The sequence below is a fragment of the Butyrivibrio sp. AC2005 genome, assembly GCF_000424145.1.
Classification (GTDB): domain Bacteria; phylum Bacillota; class Clostridia; order Lachnospirales; family Lachnospiraceae; genus Butyrivibrio.
The window spans coordinates 383,278-397,120 of the sequence record NZ_KE384137.1; the positions used below are offsets into that span (position 1 = coordinate 383,278).

Sequence of the window (13,843 nt, forward strand, 5' to 3'; positions counted from 1 at the left end):
AGGCTTTTAACGTATGAACATAAAGGTCGTTCGGCGGAATGCAGATCCTATTCTCATAAGTCCTGAATAGATAAGTCCAATACAGTATATATAAATAGCAGTATTCTGGTGTTTTACAAAAATTATACAAAAGGCTGCCATCATTATATTTACTAATCCATGTATCATTTTGAGGCGCCACGATTTTGCACCATAGCTTTTTGCTTCCTTAGCTCTCAGTATTTCTATCAGGCCTGAGAAAGCATGTATTACAGCCAGATATAAAAGTATATATATTTTCGGAACATTTGTTATGGACGAGGACATAACGCCAAAATTGAATAAAATAATTCCTTTATAAAAAATAACCTTCCCATCAACCATATTTTTTGCCATAAAAATATAATACAGCAGCAAATTTATTCCTGTGCACATAAAACCAATCGCAAGCACAAATAGAATAAGCTCATAAGCAAAGCTTCTATACCTTATGAGAAATATCGCCCCTATTATTGTAATTAAGCCTATAAGAAATGTTCTAATCCGCTGACCTCTGCTCATCTTCACCTTCCTGCTGCATTTCCATCTGTTTTTCTATCTGCTTTTCCTTCCGCATCAACATTAGTGAAAAACCGGCAAGCATATTCTTTGAAGCAAATATTTCGTGTGTTACCATACCCTTTTGCGCTATGGCCCCTATAATAAACTTGCCCAAAAAAGTCTTGTTCTTTCTTGCAATAGAAGTCCTCATGTATTCATATTTATATTTGTCAAAATCAAAGTCCTCGATTTTTTCTCCGGATAATTCTTCTCCAAAAGCCTTCCAATCTTCTGATGCTATAAGCTGTCTCCTTTTAAGGATTCCTTTTATTCTGTCTTCATAAGGGCGTGCCACATCATACGCATAGGTATCCTTCTCGAATTGCTCGATTTCGCCCCTTATATATTTCATCGCATAAATCATTTGCGCAAAAGCCTTATAGTAATCACTGGGATTGTCTTTTACTATTTCCTTATAATCGTTCCAGGCAGGTAAATATCTATATTTAGCAAAGGAATAATCAGGTAAATGTCCTGCTCTTCCATGTCCTAAATTCATTACCGAGTCTTCAGTCCCCTGATATAAGCTGTTTGTATAAATACCATTGGCCAAATCATCAGGTGTTGACCTTTTATGAACGAACTTAACCCTTCTTTCGATCTCATTTTCTATTCCGGGCAGAATTTCATAAAATTCTCTGTTTGTATTATTTATAACAAGTGAAGGATTTCCTGCAAAATAAGCATGAGCCCATGTATCAGCCAGAACATGCATTGCTATTCCTACTGCCTGAAGGCTTTTCCCTTTTGCAAGCTCTACTGTTTTAACAAGAAGGTCTCCATTGGGCTTGCAGATCAGCCTGTATTTGTTCAAATAGTATTTTGAACAGCCACTTTTCGTAGCATACAGATCATACGGTAAAAAATGAAAAGAAGCCCATATTCTTGTTATTTCCTGAAGACCGATAATATCGGTTCTTGAATCCATCATCTCCAGTTGAAGCTGTGTTGTTGCAGCTATAAGAGGTGCCTTTATTCTTGTTAAATATGTCTTGGAACACAGATCCACAAATTGAGCGCTGTAGCAGATAGTCATACACTCTTTATGTGTATACCCTGCCAGATATGCAGCACAATATGTAGCATAATAATGAAAATCCTCCTGCATATTCTATACCTGCTCCCTTTTTATAGTTAATCGTGCCATAATCATGGAATATACCATATCAAATAAAATAAAAAGTGTGGTAGTATCAGCCAAAAGCTCAGCCATTCTTTCATCAAACATATCTTCCTGATTTATTATATCCAGCACAATAAAAATCAAACTTAACAGAGCAAGAATAACAGCCCATATAACAAAAGTCTTTTTCTTGCGGTTTCCCCTTCCATACATAATTGCAGAAATACCTACATAAACATTTACTATAATTATGCTAATACAAAGAACCCCTGCAGTCACAAAAACTACCTGCAAATAAAAATCAATCGGCTCGTCATGAGAATCCATCCCTTGCTTAATTGTATCTACATTAACCATTAGATTGATCCAGATTTTTATTGCAGTCCATAATCCAAAGGCAATTATTCCCCTGCCACTCATCTCAATATTACTGTTATAGCGTCTGATTTTAGCCTTGGTTTCTTCAGTCATCAGTTACTCCCGAAAGTTCTTATCTAAAAGTATTAAAGGGCCGCCAAAAATGTGGCAGCCCCTGGCTCAGCATAAATTATTTATAGTATTGTATCAATTATGCTATTTAGCTTTTTCATTTAATTTATCTATATCGTCCTGGAGACGTTCCATTGCAAATTCATTAGATCTTAAAGCAAGATGAGCCTTTAAAGATCTGTTATGGACATCATTCCTCTTCTTAAAATAATCGAGAAGTTCTTCGTCATCTATCTTAAGATATCCATCAGCAATAGCACCCGGAAGCACAAACTTTTTTACTACATCGGAAAACTCAACCTCAATATATTTTCCGTCCTGTTTAATAATAGTTCCTGCTCCGAATTTCTCATGAGTGATCTTTAAATTAAGTGCATCCATGTTGCCAAGGCCGGTAGCTTCCTTATCAAGAGCTTCGATTTCCTTCTGCATGTTTTCGTGCTCGTCCTTAAGCTCCTGCATCCGTCTTGTACTTTCTTCAAGCAGTTCTTTTGTTCTTTTAGTTCTGGTTTTAGTAGTGGTCTTTACCTCAGTTTCTTCCTCTTCAAGTTCTAAGCCCATTGCATACCCCTTTTCCGCAGATTAAAAATCTGCTTGTTCCTCTATCTTCGATATATTATATTTTATCTTATTTTTTATCGTTTGCGGCAGTTCTTAACTAATTTTTATAAATCTTTTATATAAAGTTATTATTGTTTATCATCAGTATTTTGTAATATCCGTCAGAGGCACCTTACCTATTTTTCTAAATGATATGGAGTTGATCAAAGCAGCAAACGCAAAGCAGCTAAGGCCTGCCAGCGCCCAGGCAGAGGGATAGATTCGGGACACATACATAAATCCATCTGTTTCCATTGTTTTAATACATAAAAGAGTTATGGGGATTCCTGTAGCCACGCCAAGTATAATGCCCATGGAAGTAGTCACTATTATTTCTCTTGCAAGGTACCCGATTACCTGTCCGTTTGAAAAACCATTTACTCTCATAGTAAGCAGTTCTCGCATCCTACGAAGTACAAGGATATTACTAAGGTTTAGAAGAATCATAAACGATAATATAAGCGAAAATGCCAGCACAAGATAGACAATTATATCAAAAAGGTCTATCAGAGTCTTGTTCTTTTCCTTTAGACTATCCACCTTGTCTATAGTTTCTATAGCAGGATATTCCTGTAGTTTTTCATATAAAGCATCTGTATTGTTTCCTGCCTTTATAAAATAGCAGTTATCTTCTACAGTATCCTCGAAGATTTTTACAAAATAATCCCGGGACATAATGCCGCATTTGCCAAAATATTGAAGGAAATTATCCTTTACATATACCTTTGATATCTTTAGATCATCGGTAACCATTGTGAATTCCGTTCCGGGTGGAAGCTCATCCTTTTCCTTCATTTCCTCCGTAACAAGAACACCTTCTTTGGGTATATCAATTTCGTCCCCCTTTTTATTTTTCAACGTAATAAATTCTTTAAAATAATTACTATCGTCAACACAATATACCTCCGCAAGTGCCTGCTCTTTTTCAGCCTGCATTACAGTGCCTACTCTGTATACAGGGCAATAATCATACCCTTGTATTGCATCCAGGAAATCTGTTTTTTCTGTATCAGTCGCATTCTTTTGCATGACAATTTTCAGGTCGTATTTCCATAAACTATTCATCTGCTCCTTCAATGTTGTATCAAATGTATCCTTAAGCGTTATTCCAAGTCCTATCAGCATACAACAGGAAAGAACAATAACTACCGAAATAATTACCCTTCCCAGATCAGTGTAAAAATTATTTATTATCATTCTGATATATATACTTCCACGGTCGGATTTTGCAGCCCTTTTCATAATTTTGTTTTCCGGCTCGCTACCGTTAAGCAGTCCTGTCGCACTGCAGGAAATATATTTTTCACAAGACCATATAACCACAAAGGTAGTAAGAATAACTGTAGCTCCAAAGGTTATTGCTACAGGAATGGGATTTGTTTTGTGGCTTAAGTCCTCAAACAAAAAGGTTTCTTTTAATGAATTAACAATAAGAGCTTCAAGCGCAAAGCCACCTGCAACTCCTATGATTACGCCAAGCATCGCTGCTGAAACACCAAATATTATATATTTGTTTCTTATTTCGTTTTTATAACCGCCAAAAGCCTTTACAACACCAATTTGTTTTTTCTGTTCTTCCACTATAATTGCAATTGTAAAGAAACACACGATTACTGTTATACTGCAAAAAATAGGCATGAAAACAAAAATGAATCTTGTAAGTACATCCACATAAGATTTTAGTTCTATAAAATTAAGATTCGCTTCTCTCATCTGTACCAGAAGATGAACATCTATATTCTTGGCATTTTCTATAACTTCTTTTGCATCATCAAGCTTAGCATATGCTTCCTTTTTTTCTTTTTCATATTCATCCCTGGCTTTCTTTAATTCCGCTTCGCCTTTTTTCTTTTCTGATTCAAATTCAGCACGGCCGTCAGCAAGCTCTTTTTCAGCTTTAGCAAGCTTGTCTAAAGCCTCCTTCTTTTTCTTTTTAAACGTTCTTTTTGCCTCGGCAATCTGTCTGGCGCCTTCCTCTTTTTTTTCCTCGAATTCGGCCTCCTTATCAGAGAGTAGCTTCCTTGCTTCAGGTTCCTTCCTTTCCAGCTCTGCCTGACCATCCGCAAGCTCCTTTTTACCCTGTTCAAGCGAAAACCAGCCCTGATCCAGTAGTCTCCTTCCTTCATTAAGTTCTTCAGCGCCACTTCTTATTTTATCTTCTGCGTCATTAAGTTTGTCTTCCGCACCCTTTAACTGATTATATTTATCTCTTAGGCTCCCTTCATCCTGGTCAAAATCAAAAGCATTCATAAATTCATTTTTTATGTCATTAGGAAGTCTGTCCAAAAGACTTACTACTTTGCCAAATCTTTTTATTGTTCCGCAGTCTTTCATAGAGCGTATCTCTGAAATGACATCACCTGGAATTTGTATTTCAGAATTCTCATTTACAAGCTCCAGAAAGCTCACTGCCGAATCGATATTTGAATCATTGAGATAGGTCTCTATCTGATAAAGACCATCATCATATTCATCCCAGCCCTTATTCAGTTCTTCTCTTCCTGCATTAAGCTGTATAACACCGTTAGTATACTCCTGTTCTTTTTCGATTAAAGTTTTCTCAGCATTATCAAGCTCTAGAAAGCCATAAAAGAGCTTATATTTTGCATCATTAAGTTCATCCTCCAGCTGCTTTTTTGCATCCGCAAGCTGTTTTTCGCCATCCGCTATCTGCGCATTATATTCTGCTTCACCGTCACGAATCTTTTTCTCGCCATCAGCCAGCTCTTTTTCTGCCTTTTGTTTTGCGTCAGCAAATTCACTCTCACCATCTTCAAGCTCTTTTTCAGCTTTACTTATCTTTTCATCAAATTCTTTTTGAGCATCATCCAGCTTTGATTTTCCGTTAGCCAGTTCATCCTCAACCTTTTTGACAGCCTTCGCATATTCATTATCCAGATCCTCTATATACTGCCCTTTTCTCCTGGCAGCTATTTCATCCCCTTCCATTTCCAGTTCATCTTTTAATTCGGCAGCCTTATCAAGATATTCTTTTTGCATCGTATTCAGGCTATCCGGTATATCCGCATCCACAAATATACTTGTATAATCGAAGGATAACGCGTCAGTATTAAAGACATCATGAGGAACGATGCAAAATCCATCGCGGTCAGCACCAAAAAAATCAGGATGTCCTGCTATGCCTGTTACCTTAAAGCTTTTTTCATTTAAAGCATCCTCAAAACGTGAATTAGACATTTCAAAGGATAGCTCATCTCCTATGTCTATACTTAGAGCATCAGCTATTTCCTTACTTATAGCACATTCATTTATTGCTGCGGGAAGTTCGCCTTTTATTGCATAAGGCACACTAACCTTTTCTGTTAATGATATTATTTTTGCACTGACAGTTATTTTTCCACTGCTTACAACGCCTGGAAGAATAATCGCACCTTCCGCTTCCTTTACCTTGCAATTGTGTTTTATTATATCGACATCGGATGCTTTTACTCCAACGCTCGATGCTATATCAGCATCCTTGAAATTATGAGCTTTAAAGTATTCATCACTAGTCTTTTTTAATGTGTACATAGGAAAACAAATGCCCAGAATAATTCCGGCACTTATGACAACAATCGTGACAATTGAAAGCCACGAGATTATTCTTTTTCTGATATTTCGCAGAGCGTCCTTACGCCAGGACTCTTTCATACTCCCCGGTTCCCCTCATTTTTGCTCTTTTACCATACCAAATCAGCCGCATGCATCGGCCATGAATTAATCCTTATACTTGAAATTTTACCATTTTTTAAATGCACAACGCGGTTGGCCATCTTGGCTATCTCGACGTTATGTGTAACCATTACAACTGATGTCAGTCCCTCTTCAATAATACTCTCTATTAATTTCAGAACCTCCTGTCCTGTTGTAAAATCAAGTGCTGCTGTAGGCTCATCAGCAAGTATTATTCTAGGGTTCTTTACTATAGCTCTGGCAATTGATACTCTCTGCTGTTGCCCGCCACTCATCATGGAGGGATAGCTATTTGCCCTATCCGCAAGTCCAACCATCTTCAGGGCATTTTTTGAGTCTCTTGGATTTTTGCAAATTTCAGCTATAAACTTTACATTTTCAAGAGCAGTAAGATTCGGCATCAGATTATAAGCCTGAAAAATAAAGCCTATGTCATCCCTTCTGAATTTAATCAGTTCCTTTTCTGTAGGATGGGAAAAATCCCTGCCATCTATCGTGATTTTACCTTCAGTAGGCGAATCCATTCCTCCTATTATATTCAAAAGTGTTGATTTACCACAGCCGCTTTCACCGAGAATAACAAGAAGCTCTTTCTCGTAAATATCAAGATCTATTCCCTTAAGAATATGTGACACCCCCGCCCCTGTAGTAAAATCCTTCTTTATGCCACGGAGTGTCATGACTGAATTTTTATTAGTGCTTGGGGAATATGAAAAACCACGTTCCTCAATTATCATTGCACAGAGGCCGGCAAAAGAATGTATTATGGAGATCTCATCCTTTGAGTAATCGTCTATAAGAGTACGATTAAGCAGCTCAACACATCCCACAACCTGGCTCTTTAAAAACATGGGATAATACAAGGCATTATGGGTAATTATACCCGTCGCTTCATTTTTACCGCCCGGAAATCTGTCATCGTTTAACCCGTCTTTAACATAAACCATTTCTCCGGTCTCGCAGACTTTTCCTACAATTCCTTTTCCGTATGCGATTCCATAACCCGTTGCGTCAATATCGCCTGTGGAAATGACACTATACAAAGTTCTTGTTTGAGAATCCTTGATCCACATAATGCCGGAGCTGGTATGAACAGCATCACTAAGGGCTTCAAAGGCTTCTGTAAGAGCATCTTCAATCTGCTCTTCCTCCAGCATTTGCATAATATTCCATAATACCTTGATCACATTGCCCTGAATTGCCATATAAACCTCCGGTTGTCGGAAAAAATCTGATATATTACAATTATAGCAAAACCATTTTGCGTAGTGTTGCAAACAGTATTTTGTTAATTGTTTTTTTATTATTTCCCACAAGAAAATAGCCGTAATGCTCTCCAAACATCGAAAGCATTACGGCATCTGATTGTTAGTTTAATTATTCTGCCAAACTTGTAAGAATAGATTTTGCTTTATTTTTTCTGTCATCATCAAGTATCTGACCCCATTTATATGGTGTAGCCTGATATACATAATAGTCCAGCCAGTTGGAATAAAGGTTGTTGCAGTGTGATCTCCAAATCAGCTTAGGCGTATTGTCCGGATCATCATCCGGATAATAATTCTCCGGAACATGTATCGGCAAATCCTTACTTAAGTCTCTGACGTATTCGTTGTGAAGTGTAAGTCTGTCATACTCAGCATGTCCCATTACAAAAATATTTTTTCCATCTCTGGACATACAGAGGAACACTCCGGCTACAGTTGACTCTGCAAGAACTACAAGGTCTTTACATGAATGTATCTCAGCAGCAGGTGATTCGGTATGTCTTGAATGAGGCATCCAGAAGACATCATCAAAACCTCTTACAAGCGGAACCTTGCGATTTTCAACATGATGCTCAAATAATCCGAAGAGCTTCTCAGCCAGTGGTCTCTTTTGTATGCCATAGTGGTAATATAAGCCTGCCTGCGCTCCCCAGCATATATGGAATGTTGAAGTTACATTTGTCTTGGACCATTCAAATATTTCGCATAGCTCATTCCAATAATCAACCTGTTCGAATTCCATCTGTTCTACAGGAGCTCCGGTAATAATTAGTCCATCATACGTATTATCCTTCAATTCTTCAAAGGTATGATAGAACCTGTTCAGATGGTTGGGCGAAGTATTAAGGGATTTATGGCTGCTTACCCTCATGAAGGAAACATCTATTTGCAGTGGTGTATTTGAAAGTGAGCGCAGCAGCTGCAGTTCTGTATCTTCTTTAAGAGGCATCAGATTCAAAATACAAATATTCAAAGAACGAATATCCTGATGCATAGCCCTGTTTTCATCAACCACAAAGATATTTTCTTTTTCAAGAATTTCCCTTACGGGAAGGTCGTTCATAATTTTAATAGGCATTTCTTTCTCCTCCTTGGCCTCGTATCAGTATCAGGTATTATTTAAGCAATTCCAGAAATTCTGCTTCGTTTATAATTCTAATGCCAAGCTCCTGCGCTTTTGTAAGCTTACTTCCTGCAGCTTCTCCGGCAAGAACCATTGTAGTTTTCTTGGAAACACTGCCTGCAGCCTTACCACCGTTTTTAGTAATAAGAGCCTCCGCATCCTTTCTTCCAAGTGTAGGAAGCGTTCCTGTTACTACAATTGTCATTCCGGCAAGCTTATCTGAAGCTCCTTCATCCTTAACAACAGTCATATTAACGCCTGCGTCCTTCATTCGAAGAATAAGCTGTCTGTTCTCTTCACTGTGGAAAAATTCATATAAATCTCCCGCAGTCGTCTCTCCAATATCGGGCATTGATAAAAAGCCGTCAACCGTAACATTAAATAATTGCGTAAGGTCATCCACATGCTTCATTATTTCTCTTGCGGTAGCCTTTCCTACATTCCTTATGGCAAGACCGGTAAGAAGCATGACAGGGTCATTTTCCTTGGACTTTTCTATTTCACCAAGAAGCTTATCGGTGTTCTTCTCTTTTCCGATAATTCCTTTTTCAATCATCTCATCACGATAATTCTTAAGATCATAGATATCAGCATAATTCTTAAGATATCCGTCTTTTGTAAGTGCCTCTATAAGAGTATCACCAAGTCCCATAATATTCATGGCATCTCTTGATGTAAAATATGCGATAGTCCTTGTAACCTGTGCAGGACAAGTAGGATTGACACATCTGATATCTGCTGTATCTTCTTCTCTTACCAGCTTATGTCCGCATACAGGGCAGTTCTCAGGAGCGACATAAACCTGTTCAGGCTCTTCAACACAGCCATTAAGCTTTGGAATAATCTCACCGGATTTAAAGAGCTTATAAGCTCCACCGATTCCTATTTTCATATCCCGGATGTAATCCTGGTTGTGAAGTGTTGCCCTGGAGACAGAGGTGCCACACAGTCTTGCAGGTTTTCCTGTCTCTTTATCATGAAAGCTTCCCGTAAATGTGAGCTTACCTGTCCTTCCAACGTCAACAAGAATCTCATCCATTACAACAACCTTTTCTTCCGGCGGATACTTATATGCTATATGACCGCTTGAGTACTTGCTTCCTGCGGGGAAATCATCTCTCCATCCAGTATGATCAACTTTTACAACAGCTCCATCAAGATCAAAGGTCAGATCAAATCTGTCATCGCCAATAGCATCTATTGCCTTAAGAACATCCTCTGCCGTTTTGCAGCAGCTGTGTTTTACAACAGGTATTCCAAGTCCTTCAAGAGTATCCAAAGCCTTACAATGGCTCTCCATAAGTTCTTCGGGTCCATCCTGAACATTGAATACAAACATCCGAAGGCCGCGCTCCTTAGTAACCGCACTGTCGAGTTGTCTTAAAGTACCGGCTGCAAGGTTTCTGGGATTGGCCGCGGTCTTTTTACCAAGCTTTTCCTGTTGTTCATTAAATCTGTCAAAATCCTCGTGCGACATATAGACTTCGCCTCTAAGCTCCAAATATCTCGCATCGTATTTAATTTCTCTTTTGACATCGGGAATTACAAGCGCATTTATTGTAACATCCTCACCTACTCTGCCGTCTCCTCTGGTCTCAGCGAGGGCAAGTCTCATGTATCCCGGCTTATCAGGATTTTCTTCATAGCGTAGAGTCATGCTCAGTCCATCAATTTTATATTCGACTGAAAACTCAGCATCCGGATGTTTTACATGTACCTTATTAACCCAGGCGGTTACATCGGCTTTGTCAAAAACATCCTCTATCGAAAGCATAGGCACATTGTGTGTAACCTTAACGCCTGCTTCTCTCTTGGCAGTTCCGCCAATTATCTGGCTTGGGGAATCTTTTGTAATAAGCTCCGGATACTCTGTTTCCATCTGCTTTAATTCCTGCATCATCTGATCATATTCATAATCAGAAATCTCAGGAGCATCCTGATTGTAGTATCGATCCATGTGATAGCGGATTTTCTCCGCAAGATCGTTGTATTTGGAAATTATTTCATTTGTAGCCATTTATGTCTCCCCTGAATTTCTTTTTCTTTATACCTCGTAAGGCTATTATAAGCCGGCTTCCTTATAGAGCATTCGTAGCTCATCTCCACTAATTATACGGTACTCGGAATGATTAAGCCCTGCCAGCTCAATATTTAAAATTCGTATTCTCTTAAGCTTAGTTACTGTGTATCCAAATGCATCACACATTCGTCTGATCTGTCTGTTCAACCCCTGTGTGAGTATTATCTTAAAGCAGTTATCATCAAGCCTTTCAAGCTTACATGGTTTTGTAGTCCTATCAAGTTCAGAAAGATAAACTCCTTTTCCCATATCTCTGATAAACTTGTCTGTAACAGGGTGATCCACTTCAACAATATATTCCTTCTCATGTCCGTTTCTGGATTTCATCATCGCCTGAATGAGGTCACCATCGTTAGTGAGGATCATCAGTCCCTCAGAATCTTTATCAAGTCTTCCCGCATAGGTAACACGGCCTTCATATTTGAGATCTTCAATAATTGTTCTCTCAGCATGCTCATCCCTCTCGGTACAAACTACCCCTACCGGCTTATTGTAGGCGAGAACAACCTTCTCCTCTACGGGACTTATTATTTTATCATCAAATAAAACCTCGTCCCACGGTGCAACTTTGGTTCCCGTAAGCGCTGTGGTCCCATTTACCTTGATACGGCCTGCTTCGATAAGCTTATCTGCTTCTCGCCTGGAGCAGATGCCGCACATGGATATGTATTTGTTTAATCTGATTTCGTCGTTCTGTGGCACTGTGTCCCCTCATCCGCCCTTCGGGCACCTGTCTTCGCTCCGCTTCGGTCCGCGCTATACCAACGTCCCCCGGACGTTGAGCGCCCCCTAGGGGAAAGCTATAATAATAATTCTTATCTAAAAAAAACCTCCAAAACCATATATAAAACGGAACGTCCTTCCATAGAAGTCGTCCCGTTAAGAAATCCTATAAATCCGCAGACAATTGCTATTTATTATAGTTTTATAAGCTGCAAAGTGTTTCTATTGCCTTATCCTTTAGAACAGTATCAAAGTTCTCATCCATATGGCAGATGAGATTATCTTTTGTTGTTACAAACTTACCAAACTCATAGCATATTGAAAATACTGCCGCAAAGGTCTTTGCATTCTCATCTTTTCTGTCAAATACGATGTAGTAAGCATTATTGGAAGGATTTCTGTAAAGAGTACTTCCCATCTTAATCTCACCGGGTATCTGTTTGCAAAGTGAAATAACAGTTCTAAGATCCTTTATTTCAAATGCAAAGGTCTTAAAGCCAATCTGTTCAAGCTGTGCTCTTGCAGGATTAGAATCAGCCTCACTCTCAATCCTTGTGCGTCTTGCAGCACCCTCTTTTTTCTTAGCTGGAATGCTGTTAGAATCCTCTATAGTATCCTTATCGGAATTAACCTTCTCAACCATATTCTTAACTGAGTTCGTGAAATCCTTAAGACTCTGAAGGTATTCACTAAGCTTGGGAATTCTGTCCTCCTCGGGAACATCTCCCAGTTCCTCAAGAAAGTTCTTTGGAAATCTCAGTCCGGCCTTCTCTGTAAGATTCTTAAGCATATCGGCAAAGGCACCATCCGTATTCTCCGATAATGTAAGAGAAATTGAGTGATCGGGAAGAACCGTTATCTGCATAGGAGTAAATGCTCCCTGCGGCTTATAATCTACCTCTTCCACAGCCTTCTCCATTACATCATGAAGAAAGTCCATTGCTTCCTTGCTCTTATCAAAAAGATCTTCGAGCTTAAGTCCCTGCTCGTCCATATCATCTTCTGTGATTATGCAATTAATAGTATCCTTATTAACTCTTGTAAACTTCATAAAAATAAACTCCGCGTTACATCAAACTTGTAACGTATTTGAATCTGAATACAACATATAGGGCATTATACCACAAATATTGATTATTTCAAAAAAGTTATTAATTTTTTCTTAATAATCAGCAAATCCTCGGAAGACCTTCTCCGTAAAGCGGACCAATGAGTCTCTCTCCTCCAATTGCGGTATGTAATATTACACCATTATTATCGGCTTTTTTTACTTCACCTATTATAGCTGCGTTATCACCATATTCAGATGTTTTGATAATAGAAAGAGCCTTATCCGCATCCTTTCCGTTTACCACACATATCATCTTGCCTTCATTTCCCATATAAACAGGATCAAGACCAAGCATCTTACAAAAATCCTTAACTGCAGCACTTACAGGTAGTTTTTCCTGATACAGATGTATCTCACATTCAGAAGCTCCTGCAAACTCATGGAGAACAGTACCAAGTCCGCCTCTTGTAACATCTCTCATGGCATGTACATCAATATTCTGCTCTATTAAGCCTGTAACCATCTCTGTTAGCGGTGCATTATCAGACATGATACTGTTTTTAATGTTCATTCTGTCAGATAAAATTGCTGCATGATGGTCTCCAAGGTTACCTGATACGATCAAAACGTCGCCATCTTTACAGCCTGCAGGTGATAAAGCTACTCCCTCAGGCATAAAACCAACACCTGAAGTATTTATCATAATTCCTCCAAAATCACCGCGTTTTTCTACAACCTTGGTGTCACCTGTGACAACTGTAACTCCGGCTTCCTTTGCCGTCTCAGCCATTGATGAGATGATTTTATCAAGATCATCAATATCCATCCCCTCTTCAAGAATGCATCCACAAGTAATGTATTTTGGCTTAGCGCCGCTCATTAACAGATCATTAACTGTTCCGCAAACAGAAAGACGACCTATATCCCCGCCGGGGAAAAAATAAGGAGTGACAACAAAGCTGTCAGTTGTTACCGCAAGTCTTTTACATCCCGGAACAACAGCAGAATCCTCCATCCTGTCAAGGTATTCATTCTTAAAATGCTTTGCAAATATATTTTCAATAAGCTCAGATGTAGAAGCGCCACCGCTTCCATGTGCCATTGTTACTTTCAT

General features: G+C 38.8%; 11 protein-coding genes. All 11 read right to left on the minus strand.

All coding sequences use genetic code 11. The annotated features are described in order from the left end of the window. Positions 1-6 precede the first annotated feature (6 nt). A complete protein-coding gene (locus tag G602_RS0118635; protein WP_026660329.1) occupies positions 7-540 on the minus strand; it encodes a DUF308 domain-containing protein in 534 nt (177 codons plus the stop codon). Further along, positions 518-1,687, minus strand: coding sequence for a DUF6765 family protein (locus G602_RS0118640; protein WP_026660330.1), 1,170 nt, complete (start codon positions 1,685-1,687; stop codon positions 518-520). The genes G602_RS0118635 and G602_RS0118640 overlap by 23 nt, the downstream gene beginning before the upstream one ends. Positions 1,688-1,690: 3 nt before the next feature. Continuing rightward, positions 1,691-2,173, minus strand: coding sequence for a hypothetical protein (locus G602_RS0118645; RefSeq protein ID WP_026660332.1), 483 nt, complete (start codon positions 2,171-2,173; stop codon positions 1,691-1,693). A gap of 102 nt (positions 2,174-2,275) precedes the next feature. Then, positions 2,276-2,752 carry a hypothetical protein gene (locus G602_RS0118650; protein WP_026660333.1) on the minus strand — a complete coding sequence of 159 codons (477 nt, stop codon included), beginning with the start codon at positions 2,750-2,752 and terminating at the stop codon, positions 2,276-2,278. Between the two features lie 141 nt (positions 2,753-2,893). After that, positions 2,894-6,442, minus strand: a complete 3,549-nt coding sequence (locus G602_RS0118655) for an FtsX-like permease family protein (RefSeq protein ID WP_026660334.1) — start codon at positions 6,440-6,442, stop codon at positions 2,894-2,896. A gap of 29 nt (positions 6,443-6,471) precedes the next feature. Further along, positions 6,472-7,689, minus strand: a complete 1,218-nt coding sequence (locus tag G602_RS31120; RefSeq protein WP_196808725.1) for an ATP-binding cassette domain-containing protein — start codon at positions 7,687-7,689, stop codon at positions 6,472-6,474. Positions 7,690-7,861: 172 nt separating this feature from the next. Next, positions 7,862-8,830, minus strand: a complete 969-nt coding sequence (gene metA, locus G602_RS0118665) for a homoserine O-acetyltransferase MetA (RefSeq protein ID WP_026660336.1) — start codon at positions 8,828-8,830, stop codon at positions 7,862-7,864. Between the two features lie 37 nt (positions 8,831-8,867). Next, on the minus strand, positions 8,868-10,892 hold the full coding sequence (ligA, locus tag G602_RS0118670; RefSeq protein ID WP_026660337.1) for an NAD-dependent DNA ligase LigA: 2,025 nt from the start codon (positions 10,890-10,892) through the stop codon (positions 8,868-8,870). A 45-nt stretch (positions 10,893-10,937) separates the two neighbouring features. After that, a complete protein-coding gene (locus tag G602_RS0118675; RefSeq protein WP_256374995.1) occupies positions 10,938-11,657 on the minus strand; it encodes a pseudouridine synthase in 720 nt (239 codons plus the stop codon). Positions 11,658-11,880: 223 nt separating this feature from the next. Further along, positions 11,881-12,729 (minus strand): adaptor protein MecA, encoded by an 849-nt coding sequence (locus G602_RS0118680; RefSeq protein ID WP_026660340.1) that lies wholly within the window; start codon positions 12,727-12,729, stop codon positions 11,881-11,883. 118 nt (positions 12,730-12,847) lie between these two features. Continuing rightward, on the minus strand, positions 12,848-13,843 hold the full coding sequence (hypE, locus tag G602_RS0118685) for a hydrogenase expression/formation protein HypE (RefSeq protein WP_026660341.1): 996 nt from the start codon (positions 13,841-13,843) through the stop codon (positions 12,848-12,850).

Excerpts from the sequence above, each read along its gene's own strand:
- G602_RS0118680 (WP_026660340.1), bottom strand. The coding sequence starts at position 12,729 with ATGAAGTTTACAAGAGTTAATAAGGATACTATTAATTGCATAATCACA.
- metA (WP_026660336.1), bottom strand. The coding sequence starts at position 8,830 with ATGCCTATTAAAATTATGAACGACCTTCCCGTAAGGGAAATTCTTGAA.
- ligA (WP_026660337.1), bottom strand. The coding sequence starts at position 10,892 with ATGGCTACAAATGAAATAATTTCCAAATACAACGATCTTGCGGAGAAA.
- hypE (WP_026660341.1), bottom strand. The coding sequence starts at position 13,843 with ATGAAAGTAACAATGGCACATGGAAGCGGTGGCGCTTCTACATCTGAG.
- G602_RS0118655 (WP_026660334.1), bottom strand. The coding sequence starts at position 6,442 with ATGAAAGAGTCCTGGCGTAAGGACGCTCTGCGAAATATCAGAAAAAGA.
- G602_RS0118635 (WP_026660329.1), bottom strand. The coding sequence starts at position 540 with ATGAGCAGAGGTCAGCGGATTAGAACATTTCTTATAGGCTTAATTACA.
- G602_RS0118650 (WP_026660333.1), bottom strand. The coding sequence starts at position 2,752 with ATGGGCTTAGAACTTGAAGAGGAAGAAACTGAGGTAAAGACCACTACT.
- G602_RS31120 (WP_196808725.1), bottom strand. The coding sequence starts at position 7,689 with ATGGCAATTCAGGGCAATGTGATCAAGGTATTATGGAATATTATGCAA.
- G602_RS0118645 (WP_026660332.1), bottom strand. The coding sequence starts at position 2,173 with ATGACTGAAGAAACCAAGGCTAAAATCAGACGCTATAACAGTAATATT.
- G602_RS0118640 (WP_026660330.1), bottom strand. The coding sequence starts at position 1,687 with ATGCAGGAGGATTTTCATTATTATGCTACATATTGTGCTGCATATCTG.